20 protein-coding genes and 1 tRNA gene are annotated in these 23,761 nt (G+C 48.9%); 12 read left to right on the top strand and 9 right to left on the bottom strand.

What is annotated here, in order from left to right; translation table 11 throughout:
* Window positions 1-163 precede the first annotated feature (163 nt).
* On the bottom strand, window positions 164-1,390 hold the full coding sequence (gene gspF, locus P1P89_09450; GenBank protein ID MDF1591724.1) for a type II secretion system inner membrane protein GspF: 1,227 nt from the start codon (window positions 1,388-1,390) through the stop codon (window positions 164-166).
* A 436-nt stretch (window positions 1,391-1,826) separates the two neighbouring features.
* Here gspF and P1P89_09445 point away from each other — a divergent pair, with 436 nt between their 5' ends.
* Window positions 1,827-3,440 carry a fumarate hydratase gene (locus P1P89_09445; GenBank protein ID MDF1591723.1) on the top strand — a complete coding sequence of 538 codons (1,614 nt, stop codon included), beginning with the start codon at window positions 1,827-1,829 and terminating at the stop codon, window positions 3,438-3,440.
* 110 nt (window positions 3,441-3,550) lie between these two features.
* Here P1P89_09445 and P1P89_09440 read toward each other — a convergent pair whose 3' ends face one another.
* The 8 genes from P1P89_09440 to P1P89_09405 all read right to left on the bottom strand — a co-directional run bounded on the left by P1P89_09440 (window position 3,551) and on the right by P1P89_09405 (window position 10,526).
* Window positions 3,551-4,033 carry a GNAT family N-acetyltransferase gene (locus P1P89_09440; protein ID MDF1591722.1) on the bottom strand — a complete coding sequence of 161 codons (483 nt, stop codon included), beginning with the start codon at window positions 4,031-4,033 and terminating at the stop codon, window positions 3,551-3,553.
* Window positions 4,034-4,234: 201 nt separating this feature from the next.
* Window positions 4,235-4,309 (bottom strand) — tRNA-Val (locus P1P89_09435).
* Window positions 4,310-4,316: 7 nt separating this feature from the next.
* Entirely contained in the window at window positions 4,317-4,592 is a 276-nt protein-coding gene (locus tag P1P89_09430) for an integration host factor subunit beta (GenBank protein MDF1591721.1), read from the bottom strand.
* A gap of 72 nt (window positions 4,593-4,664) precedes the next feature.
* Entirely contained in the window at window positions 4,665-5,453 is a 789-nt protein-coding gene (gene scpB / locus P1P89_09425; protein MDF1591720.1) for an SMC-Scp complex subunit ScpB, read from the bottom strand.
* The gene (locus tag P1P89_09420; GenBank protein MDF1591719.1) at window positions 5,453-6,166 is read right to left on the bottom strand and encodes a segregation/condensation protein A; all 714 of its coding nucleotides are present in this window, start codon (window positions 6,164-6,166) and stop codon (window positions 5,453-5,455) included. Before P1P89_09420 ends, scpB begins: the two co-directional genes overlap by 1 nt.
* Before the next feature lie 8 nt (window positions 6,167-6,174).
* Complete coding sequence (gene trpS / locus P1P89_09415) at window positions 6,175-7,161, bottom strand: tryptophan--tRNA ligase (GenBank protein MDF1591718.1); 987 nt, start codon at window positions 7,159-7,161, stop codon at window positions 6,175-6,177.
* 13 nt (window positions 7,162-7,174) lie between these two features.
* Complete coding sequence (locus P1P89_09410; GenBank protein MDF1591717.1) at window positions 7,175-7,861, bottom strand: site-2 protease family protein; 687 nt, start codon at window positions 7,859-7,861, stop codon at window positions 7,175-7,177.
* On the bottom strand, window positions 7,851-10,526 hold the full coding sequence (locus P1P89_09405; GenBank protein MDF1591716.1) for a CBS domain-containing protein: 2,676 nt from the start codon (window positions 10,524-10,526) through the stop codon (window positions 7,851-7,853). Before P1P89_09405 ends, P1P89_09410 begins: the two co-directional genes overlap by 11 nt.
* A gap of 237 nt (window positions 10,527-10,763) precedes the next feature.
* Here P1P89_09405 and P1P89_09400 point away from each other — a divergent pair, with 237 nt between their 5' ends.
* From P1P89_09400 to lpxI, 11 genes are all read left to right on the top strand, one after another.
* Window positions 10,764-11,975: a type II secretion system F family protein gene (locus P1P89_09400; protein ID MDF1591715.1), complete on the top strand. Its 1,212-nt coding sequence runs from the start codon at window positions 10,764-10,766 to the stop codon at window positions 11,973-11,975.
* A 156-nt stretch (window positions 11,976-12,131) separates the two neighbouring features.
* Window positions 12,132-13,367, top strand: coding sequence for an ATP-binding protein (locus tag P1P89_09395; protein ID MDF1591714.1), 1,236 nt, complete (start codon window positions 12,132-12,134; stop codon window positions 13,365-13,367).
* 157 nt (window positions 13,368-13,524) lie between these two features.
* Window positions 13,525-15,033 (top strand): lysine--tRNA ligase, encoded by a 1,509-nt coding sequence (gene lysS, locus P1P89_09390; GenBank protein MDF1591713.1) that lies wholly within the window; start codon window positions 13,525-13,527, stop codon window positions 15,031-15,033.
* A gap of 62 nt (window positions 15,034-15,095) precedes the next feature.
* A complete protein-coding gene (locus P1P89_09385) occupies window positions 15,096-16,343 on the top strand; it encodes a lipoprotein-releasing ABC transporter permease subunit (GenBank protein ID MDF1591712.1) in 1,248 nt (415 codons plus the stop codon).
* Between the two features lie 13 nt (window positions 16,344-16,356).
* The gene (locus P1P89_09380; GenBank protein ID MDF1591711.1) at window positions 16,357-17,082 is read left to right on the top strand and encodes an ABC transporter ATP-binding protein; all 726 of its coding nucleotides are present in this window, start codon (window positions 16,357-16,359) and stop codon (window positions 17,080-17,082) included.
* Between the two features lie 142 nt (window positions 17,083-17,224).
* Window positions 17,225-19,825 (top strand): outer membrane protein assembly factor BamA, encoded by a 2,601-nt coding sequence (bamA, locus tag P1P89_09375; GenBank protein ID MDF1591710.1) that lies wholly within the window; start codon window positions 17,225-17,227, stop codon window positions 19,823-19,825.
* Between the two features lie 51 nt (window positions 19,826-19,876).
* The gene (locus P1P89_09370; protein MDF1591709.1) at window positions 19,877-20,440 is read left to right on the top strand and encodes an OmpH family outer membrane protein; all 564 of its coding nucleotides are present in this window, start codon (window positions 19,877-19,879) and stop codon (window positions 20,438-20,440) included.
* Window positions 20,441-20,453: 13 nt separating this feature from the next.
* Window positions 20,454-21,503: a UDP-3-O-(3-hydroxymyristoyl)glucosamine N-acyltransferase gene (lpxD, locus tag P1P89_09365; GenBank protein MDF1591708.1), complete on the top strand. Its 1,050-nt coding sequence runs from the start codon at window positions 20,454-20,456 to the stop codon at window positions 21,501-21,503.
* Window positions 21,504-21,623: 120 nt separating this feature from the next.
* Window positions 21,624-22,064, top strand: a complete 441-nt coding sequence (fabZ, locus tag P1P89_09360) for a 3-hydroxyacyl-ACP dehydratase FabZ (GenBank protein MDF1591707.1) — start codon at window positions 21,624-21,626, stop codon at window positions 22,062-22,064.
* A gap of 2 nt (window positions 22,065-22,066) precedes the next feature.
* Window positions 22,067-22,837 (top strand): acyl-ACP--UDP-N-acetylglucosamine O-acyltransferase, encoded by a 771-nt coding sequence (gene lpxA, locus P1P89_09355; GenBank protein MDF1591706.1) that lies wholly within the window; start codon window positions 22,067-22,069, stop codon window positions 22,835-22,837.
* Between the two features lie 46 nt (window positions 22,838-22,883).
* The gene (gene lpxI / locus P1P89_09350) at window positions 22,884-23,705 is read left to right on the top strand and encodes a UDP-2,3-diacylglucosamine diphosphatase LpxI (GenBank protein MDF1591705.1); all 822 of its coding nucleotides are present in this window, start codon (window positions 22,884-22,886) and stop codon (window positions 23,703-23,705) included.
* Window positions 23,706-23,761 lie beyond the last annotated feature (56 nt).

The raw sequence follows: 23,761 nt of genomic DNA, 5'->3' as shown, positions 1-23,761 counted from the left end.
TAAAGCGGATCAACTTTTGAATGAATTTAGTCAATTAGATAATGTTCAATTGAACGCGCTCTAATTTGCTCAGACAGTTTGCCGACTGAAACAGAACCATCCGGCGGCTGGCGTAACAGTTCTATGGAGATCATTCAATTAGAACATTTTTGTGATAATAACCCTACATTACCAGCTGATTCATTTCAAAGATGGGCAGGCATATTGAAAGAACGATAAAACCGACAATGACCCCCATGACCAGTATCATGACCGGTTCAAGCAGCGAAGTCATGCTGACAACCGATGAGGTTACCTCATTTTCAAATACATCCGCGATTTTGTTCAACATTCGTTCCAGTTCACCGCTCTGCTCACCCACCTGAATCATCTGCAGAGCCAGACCCGGGAAGGCATTTGATGTGGAAAGCGCCTGATATAAACCCTGCCCTTTGCCGACGTCTCTGGCGGCGGATTCGATGGCATTTGAAATCAAGGTGTTGGCTGCGATATTTTTAACGATCTCCAGCGCCGGCAGCATGGAAACGCCGTTTTCCAGGAGAGAACCAAGGGTTCTGGCAAAGCGCGCCACTGCCAGCTTTCTGGCCAAGGGTCCGGTCAGGGGCAAGGAAAGCAGGAGCTTGTCCCAAAGATATCTTCCCCTAATTGTTCGGGTGATGCTTCTGAATACCGGGATCGCAACACCGGCAGCGAGCAACAGCATCCATCCATAGGATTTAGACAGGCTGCTGACAACGATCAATAGCCGGGTCGGCGCCGGCAGTACCTGATTCATTTCGCTGAAAACACTGGTGATGCTGGGAACAATATATGTCAGCAGCAGAATCAGAACAATGACACCGATAGCGGTCATCAGGGCCGGGTAGGCCAATGCGGATCGGATACGGATTGCCAAGGCCTGCTGTTTTTCGGTAATATCCGCAAGCCGATCCAGGACAATTTCCAAGGTCCCCGATGTTTCACCGGCATGAACCATGTTAATATAAAGGGATGAAAAGGTTCCCGGATATTGCGATATGGCGCCGGCAAAACTGCTGCCCTCGACAATGGCATCTTTTATTTGCGTCAAAAGTTTTTTAAACGAATGCGACTTGGTTTGTGGTATCAGGGTGTCCAGAGCGGTTACCAGCGGAAATCCGGCCCCCACCAGGGTCGCCAGTTGGCGGGTCATCAGGGAAATTTCAGACAAACTGATTCGGGAAAACGGGCGGGTGAATTCAAAAGCGCCGGCATCCTTTTTTGCGGCGGCATTGCCGGCCTCTTTGATGGAAACGGGAAAAACCTTTGAGGCCCGCAGCTTCTGTCTTACCGCGACGGCACTCTCGGCATCGATGACGCCTGCAATTGCTTTTCCCTTGATGTTCAAGGCTGAGTATTCAAATACCGGCATGGGATACACGCAAAATAGAGTGGATCAGGCAGACGGCTTTACAAGAAAATAAAAAAAGCTTCATAACATGACTATGGCGTCCTGCCGTCTATAAAAGATTTATGAAAAATGATCAATGTTATACTCATTTTCATAGCAGGGTTAAGCCGGGAAAGCAACAGTTTGACAGGGGGTTGTTGCCGTCGGACGTCGTTTTTCCGAATTACTGCAGGCTTTAATTCATTCCCTTTTTATGGTATTCGGGATGAGAAAGAGAACCATGAGAAAAGGATGGACTTTCTGAACAGGGTCTGCGCTTCGCTGTCGGTTCGAGGGGCGGGGTTAAAGCGTGTTCCCGACCGTCCAGCGGCGGAAGCGCATCAGACCGCGCTGTATGGTTGCTGAAATAAATAAAAAGGTTTTATAGAACGTTTCATTATCACAAGGAGAAAAAAATATGCCGGAATTCAAGTATCAGGACCCATTTCCGCTGGGTAAGGATGACACAAAATACCGTCTGTTATCCAGGGACTTTGTAAGCGTTGCTGATTTTGAGGGGGAAACGATGGTAAAAGTTGACAGGGAAGGGCTCTCTTATCTTGCCAACCAGGCAATGCGTGAAGTCTCTTTCCTTCTCCGGCCGCGACACAATGAGCTGGCCGCAAAAATTCTTTCCGATCCGGAAGCCTCCCCCAATGATCGCGGGGTTGCCGTTGCGATGCTGCGTAATGCCGAGATCGCTGCCAAATTCGAACTTCCCTTCTGCCAGGATACCGGAACGGCAACGGTGGTCGCCAAAAAAGGCCAACAGATATGGACCGGCTGCAATGACGAGGGATTTCTATCAAAAGGCATTTATAAAACCTATACAGAGGAAAACCTGCGCTATTCCCAGACGGCTGCGCTGGACATGTACAAGGAAGTCAATTCGGGCAATAATCTGCCGGCCCAGATTGACATCTACGCCGCTGAAGGCGCTGAATACAAATTCCTTTTTGTTGCCAAGGGAGGCGGCAGCGCCAACAAAACATATCTGTTCCAGGAGACCAAGGCGCTGCTCAACCCCGAATCTCTGGAGAAATTCCTTATCAGCAAAATGAAATCCCTGGGCACTGCGGCATGCCCGCCCTACCATCTGGCCTTTGTTGTGGGCGGCACCAGTGCCGAAGCCTGCCTGAAAACAGTCAAGCTGGCCTCTACCGGCTACCTGGACACGCTGCCGACAAAGGGAAACAAGGGAGGCCAGGCCTTTCGCGATCCGGACATGGAAGAAAAGCTTCTGAAAGCGGCCCGGGAAAGTGGCATCGGCGCTCAGTTCGGCGGCAAATACTTTGTCCATGATGTGCGTGTCATCCGCCTGCCCCGCCACGGCGCCTCATGCCCTGTGGGCATGGGTGTCTCCTGTTCGGCTGACCGCAACATCAAGGCCAAAATCAACAAAGACGGCATCTGGCTGGAAGCGCTGGACGCCCATCCCGGCCGCCTGATCCCGGATCAGTATCGTGGAAAGCATGAGCACGGTGTTGTCAAAATCGATCTTAATCAGCCGATGAAAAGCATCCTTGCCATCCTGACCCAATACCCTGTTGCCACCCGGCTCGCATTGACCGGCACCATTATCGTTGCGCGCGACAGCGCCCATGCCAGGTTCAAAGAGATCCTCGATTCCGGCAAGGCGCTTCCGGCATATCTCAAGAACCACCCCATCTACTATGCCGGCCCTGCCAAAACCCCCAAGGGCAAGGCTTCAGGCTCCTTTGGCCCGACTACGGCGGGTCGCATGGACGCCTATGTGGACATGCTGCAGGCCAAAGGCGGCTCTCTGGTAATGATCGCCAAGGGAAATCGTTCCCAGCAGGTGATCGATGCCTGTAAAAAATATGGGGGCTTCTACCTGGGTTCCATCGGCGGTCCTGCCGCTTTGCTGGCAGAGGAGCACATCCGCAAGGTTGAATGCATTGATTTTCCAGAACTCGGTATGGAAGCGGTCTGGCAGATCGAGGTGGTTGATTTTCCGGCTTTTATCCTGGTCGACGACAAAGGCAATGATTTCTTCAAGGGTCTGAGGTGAGCAAAACCGGCCTTAAACTTTCTTCCAAAATCCCCCCCACCCCCCTTTTTTAAAGGGGGGCGAGGGGAGATTTCAAACGCCTACAACCCTATGATACGCCTTCACCATGGCTACTTTCTTTTGTCTTTTACTAGTAAGTCGAGTTTCCAGTATACAACACCCGCTAGCGGATTTCGGTAGTAGGGCTCGGTTCGCACGAACCCCAGGGACTCATAGATCGTCATGGCCGCCTTGAGCCTGTCCAGCGTGTCCAGAAGCATCGTAGAATAATCCAGGAGAGTTGCCTCATCGATAAGGCGCTTGGCAAGAATTGTGCCCAAGCCCAGTCCTCTGAACTTCGGTTTGACGAAGAGCCGCTTCATCTCGCATATGCCATTGTCCAGCTTCCGCAATGCGCCGCAACCGGCTGATTCCTGTCCGTCCAGTGCCAGCAACAGAACGCCGTCAGGAGGAGCATACTTCCCGGGGAGTCCGGCAAGCTCCTCCTCAAAACTCTGGAAGCAGAGGTCAACATCGAGGTAGGCCTCATATTCCCGGAACAGGCGGCGAACTTCATCAATTTCGTATGGGGTCTCTGCTCGTTTGATCTTCATCCTTTTTTACCATATGGGTATGATTTTTGTAATTTTAAATTTTTCCTAAATCTTATTACATTATGCAACAAAAAAACTTTTCATCAATCTTCAATTAAGATACAGGCATCAGCCTGTTTGAGGATGTTCCACCTTATATAGCAGATCTATAAACAAAAAAAGGGCTTACAGCCTTCAATAGCTGCAAACCCTTTATTTATCTGGTAGGCGGTACTGGATTTGAACCAGTGGCTTCTACCGTGTGAGGGTAGCACTCTCCCGCTGAGTTAACCGCCCGATGGATTTATTTGTCGACGATTTTCTTTAGCTCCTTACCGACCCTGAAGAAGGGCAATTTTTTGGGAGGAACCGTAATTTTTTCACCGGTTTTAGGGTTTCGTCCGGTGTAGGCTTTGTATTCTTTCACTGTAAAGCTGCCGAATCCGCGGATTTCAACGCGATCCCCCCTGCCAAGGGATTCCATGATGGCGCCGAAAAACGTATCGCAAAAAATTCTGGCCTCTTTGGCACTGAGGAACATTCTGCTTTTGAGAATATCGACCAGTTCCGAGTTGTTCATGGAATCTCCTTAAAGTAATGACAGCAAGATTTAACTGCTTTTTTGTTTTATACTGACGAGATACTTTTCAAGTCAAGTCTTTTCTCGCGGGTTTTCATCATCACTGGCTTCTTCCGGTCCTGTGAAATCTTCCAGAGGGGTATTGTCCCCATGGATCAGTTCGGTTTGGGCGGATTCTTCGGGAAAGGCTTCATCCTCAAAAATCTGTTCTGAATGGGCTGAATCTTTCGGGGCGTCTTCATCCTCAAAAACCTGTTCCGACTCATCAGCGTCCCCCGTGGGCAGTTCATCCCCAGAGGATTCCGGCTCGGAAGAATCTTCCGGGGGCGATTCATCCAGCAGAGACCGGCCGAAGGATTCGATTTCCTTGGGAGTGGGCAGATCTTTAAGGTCTTTTAAGTCAAATACCTCCAGAAACTGTTTGGTGGTGGCGTATATGAGCGGGCGTCCGGGTATTTCCTTGCGGCCCAGAACCCGGAGGAACTTGCGCTCCAGCAGCAGGCGCAATATACCGCCGCAATCCACCCCGCGGATATGTTCGATATCGCTTCGGATGATCGGCTGCTTATAAGCGATGATGGCCAGTGTCTCCAGGGCGGCCTTGCTCATGCGGGGCGGATTCGGCTGTATCAGGCGCTTGATCCACTCGTTGTATTCCGGCCGGGTGCGGATCTGATAGCCGCCGGCGACTTCAGCCAAATAGAACCCGCCCGGGCGGGATTCATATTCATCTGAAAGCGCCTGGAGCGCATCCCTGATTTCTTTGGCGTCCGCCGTGGTGACCTGTTTGATCCGTTCGGTCGTAAGGGCGGTTTCGGCAACGAACAGTAAGCTTTCAATGATTTCTTTTAATTTTTCCATTATAAATAAAATAGCCTGATAATGCCGGTCTGTGAATGCTGCACGATCCGAATGAGATAAAGTTTTACCATTTCCAGGATTGCCAGAAAGGTAACGATAATATCACTTTTTGTGCTGGTTGCGGGAAATAACTCCGTAAACGTAACCGACCCCTTGGCTTCCAGAACATCGATAATTTCAGTGATCCGGTCTTTTACGGAAATTCTGTCGGTGCTGAAGTCTATTTTATGATCTCCGGGGAGGTTTTCAAGAATCTTTTGAAACGCATCAATTAATTCAAACAGCCCGATCTTGACAAACCGGTCATCCGTGTCCGACAGGTATTCCTTTAAATCGGGCGTCCGGACAAATGTGGAATCCCCCAGCAGGTGTCTTTTGGAAAGTTCTTCCGCCATTGATTTCATCCGGAGGTATTCCAGCAGCGGCTTGGTAATTTCCGAACGGGGGTCGATATCTTCATCTTCATATCCATGGGTCGGCAGAAGCATTCTCGATTTTATCTGTGTTAACGTGGCTGCCATAACAATAAACTCGCCGGCGAAATCGATGTTCATGAACTTCAGCCAGTCAAGGTATTCCAGATACTGCCGGGTAATCATTGCAATGGGAATGTCGTATATGTCAATCTCATTTTTTCTGATGAGATGGATCAGGAGATCCATGGGACCTTCGAAGATATCTTCCAGTTTGACGCTATAGCGTTCTTCCTGCATGGACCGTCCTATAATCTCATTGCGGCGCGCACTTCCGCCATGGTTTCTTGGGAGACGGCTGTCGCCTTCAGACAGCCGGATGCAATGATATCTGCTACAAGATCCGGTCGGGCTTCATAATGGGCCCGTTGTTGGCGGATCGGCTCAAGGGCCTTGGTCAGGTTTTGCGCCATGATTTGTTTGCATTCCACACAGCCGATTTGGGCGCTGCGGCATTCCGTATTAATGCGATCAACGGTTTCTTTGTCGGAATAGACCTTGTGGAACTCGAAAACATTGCAAACATCCGGATTGCCGGGATCGCTTTTCCGGGCGCGCTGGGGATCGGTGATCATTCCGGCCACCTTGGATGCAATCACATCAGGGGCGTCCGATAAAAATATGGCGTTTTGATAACTTTTGCTCATTTTACGCCGGTCGATGCCGAGAATTTTGGGCGTTTTGGTTAAAATCGCTTCAGGCTCCGGAAAAACATTGCCGTATAGAAAATTAAATTTGCGGGCAATCTCGCGGGTAATTTCAACATGGGGGACCTGGTCCATGCCCACCGGAACGCCGTCGGCCTTGTACATGATGATATCAGCGGCCTGAAGAACGGGATAGCCCAGGAAACCGAAGGTGGAAAGATCCTTGTTGCTCAACTGAACAATCTGGTCTTTGTAGGTGGGGTTGCGCTCCAGCCAGGGTACCGGCGTAATCATGGAAAGCAGCAGAAACAGCTCGGCATGGGCCTTAACGTGCGACTGCACAAACAGGGTGCTCTTTTCCGGATTCAGTCCGGCGCTGAGCCAGTCGATCATCATTTCGTTGATATAGCCGCCCATGGCGCGGGTATCTTCATAGTCACTGGTCAACGCATGCCAGTCGGCAATAAAGAAAAAACAGTCATACTGTTCCTGCATGTCGACCCAGTTCAGCAAAGCGCCGTGCAGATTGCCCAGGTGCAGCGGTCCGGTGGGGCGCATGCCGCTTAAAATCCGTTTCTTTTTTACCATTGTTAAACTCCTGTCAGCCAAAAATAAAAGCCAGGCCGTCCTTTCCCAGCGAAAATTTTATTAACGGGTTTAAAAAGTATGACATCAGTCGGTTGAGTGTGTTTATAAAGAGCAGGAAAATGATGAGGAGCATGCCCAGGCGTTCAAACCGAAAAAACTGTTTCTGGAGGGGTGCCGGCAATATCATTGCAAGAATCCGGCTGCCGTCCAAAGGGGGAATCGGGATCAGGTTAAAGACTGCCAGAACCGAATTGATAATGGCGCTATAACCCAGCATCATGAGAAGATCCATCCCTACCGGACGAATAAATGAATCGTACCATACCGGTCCATATTTTAATAAGGCCTGAAAACAGGCGCCGGACAGAAGGGCCAGGGTCAGGTTGGCTGCTGCTCCGGCCGAGGCCACCAACAGGGTCCCTTTGCGATAATTATGAAAATTATGGAAATTGACCGGCACCGGCTTGGCGTAACCAAAAATGATGGGTGATCCGGAAAACTTAAGCAAAGCGGGCAGAAGCAAAGACCCGAACCAGTCGAGGTGTTTAAGGGGATTCAACGTTAACCGCCCCGCCCGGCGGGCGGTATCGTCGCCCATGCGAAGGGCGGCATAGCCATGGGCCACCTCATGAATCGTTACCGCAAAAACAAGGGGGACCAGCATGACGATGATATGATTTAAATTAAAATTATTGAACATAATCCTTAACAAACTCGATTTCGTCGCTTCTGGATTTCAACTGGCCGTTTAATCTGGCGTAGCGCACCGCATATAGAATCTCCCGGTAAATCGGACCGGGTTCAAGACCCATTTCTTTCAATTCCTTGCCGGTTATCGATATTTGAACAGGACGCAAGTGCGTGTAGAAATAAGAAATATGTTTTTTAACCCGTTCATACCTGGTGGCGGCCATCATGTAAAGAATCAGTTCAACTTTAAAGCCGCAAAGTTTTTGATAGAGCAGGCTGTTGCTGATGGACTTTCTTTGTTCAAGCCACTTGAGACAGCGATTGGCTTCCATGCGATCTTTGCAGAAAAACTGCTGATAACGGGGAGCCAGTTCAAACCGCAGGCAGACTGCTTCCGATGTTTTCCTGTCAAAGTTTCTGATCAGCGCCATAAAATAAACGGCCCACTTCATATAGGATTCTTCCAGAAAAAGCAAATCATGCCAGGAGATGGCCTTTTTAACGGAATTGAACAGGTCGACCAGCTCCTTGTCAAACCGTATGCGGGGATGGATCACATTCAAGAGATTGTATTCATTCAACCGGACGATGGACGGGGTCGGGTTTTCTTCGGCCAGGATCAGGCGCAGTTCGGCAAAAACGCGTCGTCCGCTCAGGCTTTTAAAAAAATCCATTTTGACGGCATTTTCGATTAAGCTGGAGGTGAGCTTGCCGATGGCAAATCCAAATCGCTGCTCAAATCGAATGGCACGAAAAACGCGGGTGGGGTCTTCCACAAAGCTGAGGTTATGCAATACACGGACAGCTTTTGCCTTGATGTCCTTTTGTGCAGAAAAAAAATCGATGAGCGTGCCGAATTTTCCGGGGTTCAATTGAATCGCCAGGGTATTGATGGTGAAATCGCGGCGATAGAGATCCAGCTTGATGGAACTCATTTCCACGATGGGTAGGGCTGCCGGAAATTTGTAATATTCCATTCTGGCGGAAGCGACGTCGATCTTGAATCCGTCCGGAAAGATAATCACAGCCGTGCCGAACTTGCGGTATGAATGGATCCGCGCCCCCACCATTTTAGCGTATTTCCTTGCAAATTCAATCCCATCGCCTTCGATGACGATGTCAAGATCTTCGTTGGGTCGGTAAAGGAACAGGTCCCGGACAAATCCCCCGGCAACAAAAGCGCCCACGCCAAGTTCAGCGGCAACTTCGCCGATGTCTTTGAGAACACCGAGCAGCCGGTCCGAGAGCCGTTCTTTCATGAATTTTGCTATATTGCGGGTGCGTGCGCGCAGGGGTTCTTTCATGGGATCAAGAGATACTTCAGCCGCCCGCTGGGACTGACGCACCAGGACGTTCAACAGGTCGGTGCGGGTAACCACGCCGATAATCACCGCTTTGTCGATGACCGGCAGAATCCGCTGTTTATTTTCGATTATTTTTTCCTGTATTTCGGAAAGATCCGCATCCGGTCCCACAAAGGCGATTTCCGATGTCATATATTCCCGCACAGAGACATGGTCCAACTGGTGGTAAAGGGCCTTTTCAATAACCTGGCGGGAGATAAGTCCCAGCAGCCGGTCTTTGCCAGGGTTTTTTTCGGCAACCAGCAGGGCGTTGATATTATATCTTGTCAGCAGATTGCCGGCCTCTTTGCATGAGACATCGGCGCCGACGGTTATGGCGGGCGCCGACATCAGGTCTTTTGCCAGACGCCGGGATCGTATATTTTTATAAAGAATTTCAAGCAACTGTTGTTCGGCCTGGACCAGCGTCATCCCCTTAATGGTCGCAGCAGCGGCAAAATTGTGGCCGCCGCCGCCAAAGGGAGTGACAATCGCTCCCACATCCACTTCCGGGATCCGACTTCTGGCCACAATGTATACCTTGTCTTCCATGCGCGCCAGAGCGAAAATCGCATTAAGGTTTTCCATTTTAACCATTTTGTGGACCAGAAAAGCGAAGTCCGGCACATAATTATCCGTGGTCACACTGGTAATGATAATTTCAATGCCGTTGATGGTATAATTCGTCGTTGCCTGAATCATATCGTTGAGCAGCCCGATCTGCTCCGGACTGATTTCCCTGGCAATCAGGTTGGATATGATATTCAGATTCGCCCCTTTTGACAGTAATTCGGCGGCGGCCTTAAAATCCTTTTCGGTCGTCGAGCTGAATGTGAAAGAACCGGTGTCTTCATAGATTCCCAGGGACATAATGGTGGCTTCATCCGGTGAAATGTCGATCCCTTTTGCCAGAATCATTTCGGTCAGAATGCTGACCGTTGCGCCGGTGGGTTGAATCGCTTCGTAATGGCCCCGGATATCATTATCCATGGGTGGATGATGATCGAATATGTGTATTTCCAGATCCGGCCGAGTCAGAACGTCAGACAGCTTGCCGATACGGCTGGGTTGCCGGGTGTCCACCAGAACCAGCTTTTTTATTGAAGACAGGTCGATATCTTTCATGTCGGCCATGTTGAACAGGTAAACCATCGAATTAATAAAAAAATTTCGAAGATTTTTTTCCTGGGAACCCGGAAAGACCACCAGGGCTTCCGGGTAGAGTTTCTGTGCGGCCAACATGGAGGCAAGGGCATCAAAGTCGGCATTGATGTGCGTGGTAATGATGGTGATCCCTCTTTTTTTTGTCGACTGTTTCTTTGCCACGTCCATCTACCTGCTGGTGGTAAAATCAACTGACATGATCTATTGGTTTCTGCCCGGAACCGGTGGCGCTTGTACCTCTATACATAGATGGCGGTGATTATCAAGAACAAGATTCTATAATCTCCGTAAATATATTGATATTTTAACCTGATTGTGATAAAAGATCCAATGAATTATTTTCCGTGTTAACTCTCTTGCGGCAGCAAATCGTTTCTGAAGGGGTTAAAAGAAGGAGGGTAAGTTATGCCGGTTTTTACATGGGTTGGAAAAAATAGAAATAATGTAACTCAGAAAGGGGAGATGGAAGCCCCGAGTCAGGATGTCGTTCGAAACAACTTGCTCAGGCAAAAAATTACCCCCACCAAGATAAAGGCAAAACCCAAAGATCTATTTGAAAATGTCGCCTTTTTTCAGCCCAAGGTGGAAAAGGCCGATATTATGCTGTTTGCCAGGCAGTTTTCCACCATGATCGATGCCGGACTACCCATTATTCAGTGCCTGGATATCCTTCAGTCCCAGCAGGAAAACAAAACATTTAAAAAAATGCTCAAGTCGATCAAAGAGACTGTTGAAGGTGGATCCACCCTTGCAGATGCCTTGAAAAAATATCCCAAAGAGTTCGATGACCTTTTTGTCAACATGATCGCAGCCGGTGAAATCGGCGGTATCCTCGACAATATTTTGTCGCGCCTGGCGGCTTACATGGAAAAAGCGTCAAAATTAAAGGCCAAAGTAAAGGGCGCCATGACCTACCCCATCATTACCATCATCATTGCCGTTATCGTGGTGGCTGTGATCATGGTTTTTGTTATTCCGGTGTTTACCCAAATGTTTGCGGATTTCGGCGGCCAATTGCCGCTTCCGACCCGGATATGTGTGGCCATGAGCGATTTTGCAAGGAAGAATATTCTTTTCGTCCTTGGTGCTGTTGGCGGACTTGTGGTGGGATTTAAGAAATTTTACGCAACTGTCAAAGGTCGTATCGTGCTGGACGACCTTTTTCTCAAACTGCCGGTATTCGGGCCGCTGCTCCGCAAAGTCGCCGTCTCCAAATTTACCCGGACCATGAGCACCATGCTCACCAGCGGTGTTGCTATTTTGGATGCTTTGGATATCGTCGCAAAAACAGCCGGAAACAAAACCGTTGAAAAAGCGGTGTATCATGTCCGCTCGGGTATTTCCGAAGGCCGCACGATGGCCGACCCTCTTCTGGAAACCGGTGTTTTTCCTTCGATGGTCTGTCAGATGATTTCGGTGGGCGAATCAACCGGGGCGCTGGATACCATGCTAGGGAAAATCGCTGATTTTTATGATGATGAAGTCGATCAGGCTGTGGAAAATCTCACCGCCATGATTGAACCGTTTATGATGGTATTTTTAGGGGTCGTCATCGGCGGATTGGTTGTATCCATGTACCTCCCCATATTCCAGATGGCCGGTATGGTGGGTGGTTGACAAATGCCGAAGGGACGCTTCACAGATTTGCAGAACATGGCTTGCCGTTTTCCCGGGAACGGTGACAACGGTCGCCTTTTGTCCTAAATGAGCAGCTTGTACATAAAGCCTGAGAGTGATTTTTATCAAAAACTCCAATGGCTTATGTTGTCTCGGGTGCTGTTTACCTCGTTGCTTCTGGGGTCAACGATTATTCTGCAGTTGGGTGAAAGCGCTTCACCCCTGGCCCCCCCCCTTTTGCTCCTTTATGGTCTGATCGCCGGTATTTTTCTGCTTTCTTTTACGTATGCCGTTATTTTAAAATACGTCAAGCGGGGAATTCTATTTACCTACATCCAGATCAGCATCGACACCGTCGTGGTGTCACTGATTATATTTGTAACAGGTTGTTATTCCAGTATATTTTCTTTTTTATACCTGGTAATCATTATTTACTCAAGTATGCTCCTGTTTCGAAGGGGGAGCATGATCATGGCTGCTCTGTGCAGCATCCAATATGGTATCATGCTGGACCTGGAGTTTTATGGCATACTAAAGCCGTTAAATGCCGCAGGGGTAACCCTGAGTGCCGCCGATTATGCCGGGAGCCATGTTCTTTACAAGATCATGATCACCATGGTGGCCTGTTTTGCGGTCGCTATTTTAAGCAGCCTTTTATCGGAAGAGGAAAGAAAGACCAAAAAAGAGCTGGCGGCCATGGAGGATCACGTCAAGCGGGTTGAAAAGCTGGCTGTTGTGGGAGAGATGGCCGCCGGTCTGGCGCATGAAATTAAAAATCCGCTGGCCTCGCTAACGGGATCGATTCAGCTTTTAAGTGAAGATATTGATTATAATCCACAGCATGAAAGGCTGATGCAGATTGTCTTGAGAGAGGCGGATCGGTTAAGTTCCCTTGCCAGCAACTTCCTTTTGTTTGCCAAACCGCCGGCCGGGAAAACTGAGGCCATCGATCTTGGCAAAGTCTTATCTGAAGTGGTCGAATTGCTCGACAAGACCACCAAAAAAGGTCGGGATGTTTCCGTAACGAAAACAGTGACACCGAATGTCTGGGTTCAAATGGATGCGGGGCATTTGCGCCAGATTTTATGGAATCTACTGCTGAATGCGGCTGAAGCCATAGATGGGAGCGGTCGTATCCAAATACAATTGTATCCATCAAAAAGCAGGTTTGCCTGCATTGAAATCAGCGATGATGGCTGCGGCATGACCCGAGAAACGCTGGAATCGATTTTTGACCCTTTTTTCACAACAAAACCAGGGGGAACAGGATTGGGACTTTCCATAGTCCACAGCATACTTGAGTCCTATAACGGCTGGCTGGAAGTGGAAAGTAAAATCAACGAAGGGACCACGTTTACCTTAAAATTTAGGCTTATCCGACCACCAACTTAAACTTGACACCCATCTGTAAATAGGTTACCTGATTCAAATTAATCTTTTTATTTCATTTATATTTTTGCGGTTATGCAGACAAAATTTTTTGTTTGATTCACCCAAATGAGGTGACCGCGATTGAATATTTTAACTTTTTAAGTGACGGCGGTATCTCATGGATAAAAATAAACCAAGCGATGTCATAGAAAATCGCAGGCAGAAACTTGCCGACTTGATACATATGGATGTCGAGCTTTTTCCGAATGACACCAAGGTTTCCGATACGGTTCTTGAAATTAAACACGCTATTGAAAAAGAGAGCATTGACGTTGCCGAAAAAACGCCTGTTTTCTGTGTGGCCGGTCGTCTGATGGCGATCAACCGGTTTGGGAAAACCGCTTTTGTGCGTTTCCGCGACCGAACCGGACAGCTTCAGGCCTACATTCGAAAAGATCAGGTCGGTGAAAAAATCTACGAGCTTTTCCAGCAGATCGACGTCGGCGACTTTGTCGGCCTGAAAGGATCGGTGTTTCAAACAAAGACGGGTGAATGGACCCTGCTGGCCCAGGAAGTCAAGCTGATCAGCAAGACCCTCCGACCGCTTCCGGAAAAATTTCATGGCCTGAAAGACCACGAAAAGCGTTATCGCCAGCGATACCTTGATTTGATTATGAATCCCCACGTGCGTGATATTTTTATCAAGCGGAGTCAAATTATACAGGCCATAAGGGTATTTCTGCTCAAAAGGGATTTCATGGAAGTGGAAACACCCATGATGCAGACCATTCCGGGTGGCGCCGAAGCAACCCCCTTTAAGACCCACCACAATGCACTGGGAATGGATCTTTTTTTAAGGATCGCACCTGAACTCTATCTCAAACGTCTGGTGGTGGGGGGGTTTGAAAGGGTTTTCGAGATTAACAGAAGTTTCCGCAATGAAGGGATTTCCACCCAGCACAATCCTGAATTTACCATGCTGGAATTTTACCAGGCTTACGCAGATTATCATGACATGATGGATTTAACGGAGGAAATGTTTCCCGCCATCGCTAGGGAGTTGATTGGTTCGGATTCAATCACCTATCAGGGAGATACAATAGAATTGGGGAAAAAGTGGCAGCGAATGGCTCTGACAACAGCGTTGGAAAGAATAGGCGGGATTGACCCCGAGCTTCTTAAAGCCAAGAATAAAGAGGGCTTGTTGGCATTTGCAGCCGATAAGGGGATTCACATTACCAAGAACGGGCGCTGGGGAAAAATTGTTACAAAACTTTTTGATGCACTGGTGGAGCCCCATCTTATCCAGCCCACATTTATTACCGGATACCCGGTGGAAGTGTCCCCGCTTTCGCGCAGGAACAGAGAGACACCCGACCTGACGGACCGGTTTGAACTTTTCATCGCCGGACGTGAAATCGCCAATGGATTTTCTGAACTGAATGATCCCAATGAACAGAAAGAACGTTTTCAACAGCAGGTCGAAGACCGGGAAGCCGGGGATGAGGAAGCGCACTACATGGACCTGGACTATATTGAAGCGCTGGAATATGGAATGCCGCCTACCGCCGGAGAAGGAATCGGAATCGATCGGCTGACCATGTTGTTAACAGATGCCGCCTCTATCCGGGAAGTCATTCTCTTTCCCCATATGAAGCCGCTGGCAAAGGACAGCAGCAGTGATTAAAACGACTAAATCGAGCCGTTGCAGCTACCGGCTGAACCTAAACACGCAAGGCCAATTGAATCATGTCTTTTGAATTGTTCATCGGCGGCCGTTATCTCAGATCCAAACAGCGCCAGGCCTTCATATCGCTCATTACCGTATTGTCCATGGCCGGCGTTACCGTCGGTGTCATGGCCTTGATTGTTGTGATAGCGGTCATGTCCGGCGCCGAAGCGGATTTCAGGTCGCGCATCCTGGGACTGGAACCCCATGTGGTTCTGATGCGACACGGCGGGCTTTTTTCAGACTATCGCCGTATTCTCGAGCGGATCCAAAGTGTTGAAGGGATTGAATCGGCTGCGCCTTATATTTACAGCCAAATCATGCTGCGTTCATCATCCGGGGTGTCCGGCGCCGTCTTGAGGGGGATTGATCCGGAATCGATTCAGCCGGGAGGAAAAACAAACCGTCAAACATCATTTGAAGAAGTATCCGCAAAGCTGTCCGTTAAAAACGGGGAAGAAAAATCGCCGGATGCCGCGCCCGCGATTATTCTGGGGAAGGAACTGGCCGCCGCGTTGGGGCTTGTGGAAGGAGAATCGGTTTACCTGCTGTCTCCCCGGGGAATGATTTCGCCAATCGGGCATGTACCGGTTATGAGACGGTTTAGGGTCGCCGGTATCTTTGAATCCGGCTTTTATGAATACGATCAGTCCCTTGCCTATATCCATCTGCAGGAAGCACAGCAGCTTTTGCGAATGACGGATGCCGTAACCGGTGTGGGGATCCGGGTTAAAGACATTTATAAGGCCGATCAGGTCGCGAAAAAGGTGGTGGCGGCGCTAGGGTTTCCTTATTGGGCCAGGGACTGGATGCAGATGAACAAGAACCTGTTTTCGGCGCTTAAGCTCGAGAAAAAAGCCATGTTTATCATATTGACCCTGATTGTCCTGGTTGCCGCTTTTAACATTGCCAGCACCCTTATCATGATGGTGATGCAGAAGACTAAAGATATTGCCATTTTAAAGGCCATGGGGGCCAGGGATCAAAGCATTCGAAAAATTTTTATTTTTAAGGGTATGGTCATTGGCTGCGTGGGCACCACGATGGGATTGTGTCTGGGATTTTTGGGATGTTTTTTATTGAAACGCTACAAGTTTATCGAGCTGCCGGGAGATGTGTATTATTTTACGACCCTTCCGGTAAAACTGGAATTTTTGGATGTTTTTCTGATAGCATCTGCCGCGATGGTCATCTGCTTTTTAGCGACACTTTATCCGGCCCGGCAGGCCTCAAAACTCAATCCGGTCGAGGCCATTCGATATGGTTGATTTCCAAGGATCAGTGTTCAAAAAGCCACATAACGGAAAGGGCGGCCCCGTCGACTCGGAACCGGCTGATTTTATTCATGCTGCCGGCATATCAAAAACGTTCAGCCATAACAATGTCCGGCTTGAAATTTTAAGGGGAGTCAATTTCAGCCTGCAGAAAGGTGAAACCGTGGCCATTGTGGGTGCTTCCGGCATCGGCAAGTCGACGCTCCTGCATATTATGGGGGCGCTGGACCGGCCTGATAAGGGGGCGCTCTGGTATCAGGGAAAAAATGTTTTCCTGTTCGATGATGATGAACTGGCTGTCTTTCGGAATGAATCGGTGGGCTTTATCTTTCAGTTTCATCATCTCCTGCCCGAATTCACCGCAATTGAAAACGCCATGATGCCGGCACTGATCAAGGGCTGTAAACCCCAACTTGCCGAGGAATCAGCAGAAACCATACTCGTCCGGGTGGGGCTCAAGGACCGGTTGCACCACAAAATCGGTAAACTTTCCGGAGGGGAGCAGCAACGGGTGGCATTGGCCCGGGCACTTGTCTTAAATCCGCTCTTGCTGCTGGCCGATGAACCGACCGGGAATCTGGACAAGCACAACAGTGAACAGGTCCACGAGTTATTGCTGAAGTTGAACCAGGATTTTAACACGACATTGGTTGTTGTGACCCACAATATGGAGCTTGCCGGTTATATGTCAAGGTCTGTGACGCTTAGCGAGGGACAGTTGGTTGACGCCTGAATACGGCATAAAAATTGATGGGAATCAGGTTTAATGTTGACAGCCGAAGGTAATAGAAAAGAATGAATATCTTTAGACAAATTCCAGGTGATAACATCTAAGGGCATCTATGATTAAACGCATCGGTTTTTTGATAATTTTGATGACATGCCTTCTGGCGGGGCCTGCCGGTTCGAAGGAATCTTTACGCGTGGTGGTGTTGCCGTTTGATGTTTATTCCCAGGAAGACCTTTCCTATATGGGGGTGGAGATCCCCGGGGTTATTCTGAAACAGCTGTCCGAAGATGGTGCAGGGGTTGTGGATGTAAATACCGCGGCCGGATTGCTCCCCAAAGAGGGGTCGAGAACTTTGGATGCGTTTCGCAGAATCGGTATCCAAACCGGTGCGGATTATGTTGTCTGGGGAAGCTTGACCTGGATCGGCACAAAATTCAGCATGGATGCAAAAATGGTTGAAGCCATCGGGGAACGTCCACCGGAAACTTTCTTCACGGAAGGCGATGGCATTGAAAACCTTTTTGGAACAGTTAAAGAACTTGCCCAAGATATCGGGTCGAAAATTTTCAAGTGGAAAAAAATTATTGATATCCGCGTTGACGGAAATAACCGGATTGAGGCGGATGCGATTCGCAAGCAAATTCAAACAAAATCCGGAGATTTATTTCAGACCGGAAATCTTTCAAAGGATCTGAAAGCAATCTATTCGATGGGATATTTTGATGATGTCCGTATCCTGTCAGAGGACGCCCCCGGCGGTAAAATAATCATATTTAATGTAAAAGAAAAGGCAACCATCCGGTACATCCGGACCAGCGGCAACCGGGTTTATGATGATGGAAAAATAAAGGAAAATTTAACCATAAAGACAGGGTCCATTCTGAATATTTTCAAAATCCATAATAATATTGAACGGATTGAGGCCCTATACAGGGATAAAAATTATCACAATGTCCGGGTTACCTATGATATTCAGCAGCGGGACAACAATCAGGCGGATCTGACATTCGTCATTGATGAAGGCGCAAAAATTCGCATCGAAAAAATTACCTTTATAGGGAATAATGCATATTCGGAAAAAGATTTGAAAGGGTTGATGCAGACCTCGGAAAAGGGCTTCTTTTTCTGGCTGACGTCTTCAGGCGAATTAAATAAGGAAAATCTGAACCAGGATGCTGCCAAACTGGCTGCTTTTTATCACAACAAGGGGTATGTCGATGCCAAAATCGGTGAACCCCAGGTTGAATTTAAAGACACCTGGATTGAGATTACCTTCAGGATAGAAGAGGGCGCTCAATATGGCGTAGGAGCGGTCGACATCAGCGGCGATCTCATCCTGCCAAAGGAAGACTTGCTTAAAAAAGTAAAAATCCTAAACGAAAAATTCTACAACCGGGAAATTATTCGTAACGACGTGCTGTACCTCAGCGATCTTTATTCAGACGAAGGCTATGCCTATGCCAATATTTCCCCGGCGGTCGACAAGGATCCGGAAAAACGGATCGTTAATATCATCTATCAAATCAACAAGGGCCGGCAGGTATATTTTGAAAGAATACTCATCGGGGGCAATACCAAGACCCGGGACAAGGTCATCCGTCGTGAACTTCAGGTGTATGAACAGGAGCTATACAGCGGATCACGTCTCAAACGCGGCGTCCGCAATCTTTACCGGCTGGATTACTTTGAGGATATCAAGGTGGCCACGGCAAAGGGCGACAGCGATGACAGCATACTACTCAAAATCGACGTGACGGAAAAACCCACCGGCGCTTTTACTTTCGGCGGCGGGTACAGCTCCCTTCAGGATTTTTTTGTCACTGCTTCCATTACCCAACGAAATTTTTTGGGAAGGGGGCAGACGCTTAAGCTTCAAGGCGAGATCGGCGGGAGATCCGACCAATACACATTAAGCTTTACGGAGCCGTGGTTGTTTGATATTCCTTTGTCGGCCGGTTTTGACATTTACAGTTGGAACTATGATTATGACACCTATGAAAAGGATAGTCTGGGTGGAGCGCTCAGGTTCAGCTATCGGGTATTTGATTTTACCCGTGCCGGCATAACGTATAAATACGATCGGGCGGATATCAGTGACATCACGGAGGATGCCGCCGATTCCATTAAAGAACTTGAAGGAATCAATATTACCAGCAGCATAACGACTTACATCAATTATGACTCCAGGGACAGGCAGTTCAATCCCACTGAGGGGTCCGATCACAGCCTGTCGTTTCAATATGCCGGACTTGGCGGCAATATCGGCTTCAGCAAAATTACAGCGGAAACCGGCTGGTATATCCCGCTGTTTTGGGGAGTGGTTAATTTTCTGCATGGTAAAGCCGGTTCTGTCACTGAAAATTCCGGCATGCTGCTGCCGGATTACGAAAAATTTTATCTGGGCGGTATGAACTCGATGCGGGGGTTTGACTGGCGCGGTATCCACGCCATTGACGAAAACGGCGACGAGATCGGGGGAGAAAAATTTGTACAGTTTAATTTCGAGATATTAATTCCCTTAGTTAAAAAGCAGGGCCTGGTGGGCGTTCTTTTTTATGATACCGGAAACGTATACGGCAAAGACGAGAGCATGTCTTTGAGCGGCCTGAGACAAAGTGCCGGGTATGGTATCCGGTGGTTTTCTCCCATCGGGCCGATCCGGCTGGAAAACGGATATATCATTGATACGAAAGAAGGTGAAAGATCCGGAGGCCGCTGGGAATTTACCATGGGTTCGGCCTTTTAACCAAAAATACAAATATTTTAGAAAATTAAAATTATTTTCAGAGGGGGAAACATGCGGTCTTTACAAACTATTTTAGGGATAACACTCTTTACTTTTTTCTTTGGGACTTTTTCGTCTTACGGTGCCGATGTCGCCAAAATCGGCGTGATCGATTTTCAAAGGATCTTAGAGACCTCCAGTGCCGGCAAAGCATCCCAGGCGGAAATTACGAAGCAGGGGAAAGCTATGGAAACCGAGCTTAAGAAAACTCAGGAAGAGCTGGAAGAAATCAAAAAAAGAATTGATCGCGAAGCACTGGTGATGACCAGGGAAATGCGGGAAGAAAAAGAGAGAGAATTTAGAATTAAGATAAATGACTTTAAAACCCTTGAACAAAAATTTAAACAGGAAATTAATAATCTGAACAAAAGGCTTGTCAAGCGGCTGCAGGATGATGTGTTTGCCCTGGTGGAAGAAGTCGGGAAAAAAGAGGGGTATCTGCTGGTGGTGGAAAGAACGGAAGGTGGGGTGGTGTATGCCCCCAATACCATCGATATCACCGATAAGCTGATCCAGCTGTATAACACCCGATTCGCCCAGAAAACAGACAAGAAAGAAAAGAGCGAGAAAAAATAAAGGAATCGTGGTTTTGGTTGATAGATATTCATCTGAGATGACCATAACACTTGCTGCTCTGTCTGAAATGGTAGCGGGAAAATTCAGCGGCGATGGGGCCAAAATTATCCGGGGAGCTGCTCCCTTTGAGGCTGCCGGCGCCGATGACGTCACCTGGGCCGGGGATGCCATATTCCTAAAAAAAATGGATGTGTGCGGGGCGGGCGTCGTTATTGTTCCCCATGATTTTAAAGGAACGTCCGTCATCAACTTGATTTTTTCAAAAAACCCTCAGGCGGCGTTTGCAAGGGCGCTGACATTTTTTTATCCTCCTAATAAACAAAAACCCGGCGTTCATCCGCAGTCCCATGTCGGCAGCAACGTGGTGATGGGTAAGGATGTTGCCGTTGCGCCTTTTGCGGTCATTCAGGACAATGTGACCCTGGGGGATCGCGTCAGCATCCATTCCAACGTCGTGATCGGCGACAACGTTGTGATGGGAGACGATGTGATTCTGTTTCCGAATGTGACCATTCTGGAACGGTGCCGCATCGGCAACCGGGTAACCATTCAGGCCGGCACGGTCATCGGCAGCGATGGCTTTGGATATGCGCCGGACGGAAGGACGTATCTAAAAATCAGGCACACCGGAATTGTCCAGATCGACGATGACGTTGAAATCGGCGCCGGCAATACCATTGACCGGGCAACCTTCGGCAAGACCTGGATCCAGCGGGGCGTCAAGACCGACAACCTGGTTCATATCGCCCATAATGTCACGGTGGGGGAAGATACAATCCTGGTGGCCCAGGTCGGTATTGCCGGCAGTGCGACCATCGGCAAGCATGTGATCGTGGCCGGGCAGGCGGCTATTTCCGGGCACCTGGAGATTGGCGACGATGTGATTATCGGCCCCAGGGGCGGGGTGTCAAAATCTCTTCCCAACGGAGCGGTGGTGTCGGGAGGGCCTGAAATGCCGCATCGAACGTGGCTGAAGGTTCAGCGGATTATGCCCAGACTGCCCGAGTTAAAAAAGAAGATTGACGAATTAGAAAAAAGATTGAAAGAGCTGGAAAAAAAATAAATATCCGACTCCGGAGGGGGTTTTTTTTGTAACTTGATGCTTGGCAGTTGTATTTTATGGCATAAAGATCCAAAGCAGGGTTACAATACTTTGAGAGGTCTATCATTCTAAGGGGGTGAAATGGAAAAAAAATACGATATCCAGGGAATTCTGAAATTATTGCCGCATCGCTATCCCTTTATTCTGATCGATCGCGTTCTTGAATTAATACCCGGCGACCGGATTGTCGCCCTTAAAAACGTCACCATCAACGAACCTTTTTTCCAGGGGCATTTTCCGGCCTTTGCGGTCATGCCGGGCGTGTTGATTGTTGAGGCGATGGCCCAGACCGGCGGGGTGCTGTATCTCGATTCTCAACCCCCGGAAAAAGGGGGTGCGCTGGTTTATTTCATGGGAATGGACAAGGTAAAATTCAGGAAGCCGGTGGTCCCCGGTGATCAGATTATTTTTGAGGTGAAGCTGCTCAAACAAAGGCTGAAAGCGATTAAAATGGCGGGAACGGCTAAAGTCGACGATAAGGTCGTTGCCGAGGCGGAGTTAATGGCAACATTTGGAGAGTGATGATGATACATTCAACAGCAATTGTGAGTTCCAAGGCGGAGCTGGATACAAACGTCGAGATCGGGCCCTATTCCATCATCGGGGAGAGTGTTTTTATCGGATCCGGTACGGTTATCGGGTCCCATGTCGTGATTGATCCTTATGTCACGATCGGTCCGGATTGTAAAATATTTCAGTATGCCGCCATTGGCGCCGTACCCCAGTCGCTCAAATTCGAGGGCGAAAAAACATATGTTAAAATCGGACGCGGCAGTATGATCAGAGAATTTGTGACGATTCACCGGGGGACCGGATTCGGCGGCGGTGTAACCGAAATTGGTGAAGAAAACTTTCTGATGGCCTATACCCACATTGCCCATGATTGTAAAATCGGACGGAAAGTGGTGATGGCCAACAATGCGACCCTGGCAGGGCATATCACCATCGGGGATTATGCCACGGTGGGCGGGCTGGTGGCGATTCACCAGTTCGTCAAAATCGGCGATTATGCCTTTATCGGCGGAAAATCCGCGATCCCTAAAGACATCCCCCCCTATGTGATTGCTGCCGGTGACCGGGCCAAACTTCACGGCTTGAATCTGGTGGGTCTCAAACGCCAGGGGATGTCCCCCAAAACGTTATCTCTGCTGAAAAAAGCGTACCGGATTTTCTTCCGGATCGGGCTGACGGTTAATGAAGCCGTTGAAAGAGTTCGGGCGGAAGTTGAGCAGGTACCTGAAGTGGTGAAGTTTATCGAATTCATTAAATCGTCCGAGCGGGGTGTAACCCGTTGAAATCGCCGACGATTGCGGCAAAAGCATCGGGCGTTGGATTACTCCCATGCAAAGGAACACCAAAACCATGCGGATAGGGCTGATTGCCGGCAGCGGCCAGTTCCCCATCATTTTTTCCAAAAAAGCACGGTCGAAAGGCTTTAGCGTCTATGCCGCGGCCCATCACCACGAAACGGACCCGACGCTTGAAGCGTATGTTGATGCGATCAAATGGATTCATCTCGGTCAGATCAAGCGATTGCTGCAATTTTTTAAGGAAAACAATGTAAGCGAAGCCGTCATGCTGGGCGCAATTAATAAAACGCGGATGTTTTCGGACGTGAAGCCCGACATGAAAACCATCTCTTTGATCGTCAAGATGCGCCATACCCATGATGACGGTATTTTAAGAGCCTTTGCCGGTGTGCTTGCCGATGAAGGCATCCAGGTCAAACCGTCTACCTTTTTGCTGCCGGGCCTGCTGGCGCAGAAGGGGTGCTGGACAAAACGCAGGCCTGCCAAAGCTGAAAGGGCCGACATGGAGCTGGGGTGGAAACTGGCCAAAGAAATCGGTCGTCTGGATATCGGCCAGTGTGTGGTGGTGGGGGGCGGGTCGGTCCTGGCGGTTGAGGCTATCGACGGTACGGATGCGACCATTCGGCGCGGCGGTCAACTGGGGAATGGAACTGCGGTTTTGATTAAAGTCAGCAAACCGAATCAGGATTTAAGATTCGATATGCCGGCTGTGGGGGTCGAAACCATTCAGACCATGAACTCGGCCGGTGTAACCGCGCTGGCGCTGGAAGCCTGCAAAGCGGTTGTCTTTGATCGACAGGAGATGGTTGAACTGGCGGATGCATGCGGGATTGCGATTGTGGCGATGGAATAAGATAGAAAAGGATTCAAGGGGTCAAGGGTTCGAGTGAAAAGCAAATAGGCTGTTAA

It is taken from the genome of Desulfobacterales bacterium (assembly GCA_029211065.1).
GTDB lineage: Bacteria > Desulfobacterota > Desulfobacteria > Desulfobacterales > JARGFK01 > JARGFK01.
Note: the sequence above shows the minus strand (reverse complement) of the source record. Positions and strands in the feature narration are given on the sequence as shown.

Coding starts and splice junctions, on each gene's coding strand:
- gspF (MDF1591724.1), bottom strand. CDS start 1,390: ATGCCGGTATTTGAATACTCAGCCTTGAACATCAAGGGAAAAGCAATT.
- P1P89_09445 (MDF1591723.1), top strand. CDS start 1,827: ATGCCGGAATTCAAGTATCAGGACCCATTTCCGCTGGGTAAGGATGAC.
- P1P89_09440 (MDF1591722.1), bottom strand. CDS start 4,033: ATGAAGATCAAACGAGCAGAGACCCCATACGAAATTGATGAAGTTCGC.
- P1P89_09430 (MDF1591721.1), bottom strand. CDS start 4,592: ATGAACAACTCGGAACTGGTCGATATTCTCAAAAGCAGAATGTTCCTC.
- scpB (MDF1591720.1), bottom strand. CDS start 5,453: ATGGAAAAATTAAAAGAAATCATTGAAAGCTTACTGTTCGTTGCCGAA.
- P1P89_09420 (MDF1591719.1), bottom strand. CDS start 6,166: ATGCAGGAAGAACGCTATAGCGTCAAACTGGAAGATATCTTCGAAGGT.
- trpS (MDF1591718.1), bottom strand. CDS start 7,161: ATGGTAAAAAAGAAACGGATTTTAAGCGGCATGCGCCCCACCGGACCG.
- P1P89_09410 (MDF1591717.1), bottom strand. CDS start 7,861: ATGTTCAATAATTTTAATTTAAATCATATCATCGTCATGCTGGTCCCC.
- P1P89_09405 (MDF1591716.1), bottom strand. CDS start 10,526: ATGGACGTGGCAAAGAAACAGTCGACAAAAAAAAGAGGGATCACCATC.
- P1P89_09400 (MDF1591715.1), top strand. CDS start 10,764: ATGCCGGTTTTTACATGGGTTGGAAAAAATAGAAATAATGTAACTCAG.
- lysS (MDF1591713.1), top strand. CDS start 13,525: ATGGATAAAAATAAACCAAGCGATGTCATAGAAAATCGCAGGCAGAAA.
- P1P89_09385 (MDF1591712.1), top strand. CDS start 15,096: ATGTCTTTTGAATTGTTCATCGGCGGCCGTTATCTCAGATCCAAACAG.
- bamA (MDF1591710.1), top strand. CDS start 17,225: ATGACATGCCTTCTGGCGGGGCCTGCCGGTTCGAAGGAATCTTTACGC.
- P1P89_09370 (MDF1591709.1), top strand. CDS start 19,877: ATGCGGTCTTTACAAACTATTTTAGGGATAACACTCTTTACTTTTTTC.
- fabZ (MDF1591707.1), top strand. CDS start 21,624: ATGGAAAAAAAATACGATATCCAGGGAATTCTGAAATTATTGCCGCAT.
- lpxA (MDF1591706.1), top strand. CDS start 22,067: ATGATACATTCAACAGCAATTGTGAGTTCCAAGGCGGAGCTGGATACA.
- lpxI (MDF1591705.1), top strand. CDS start 22,884: ATGCAAAGGAACACCAAAACCATGCGGATAGGGCTGATTGCCGGCAGC.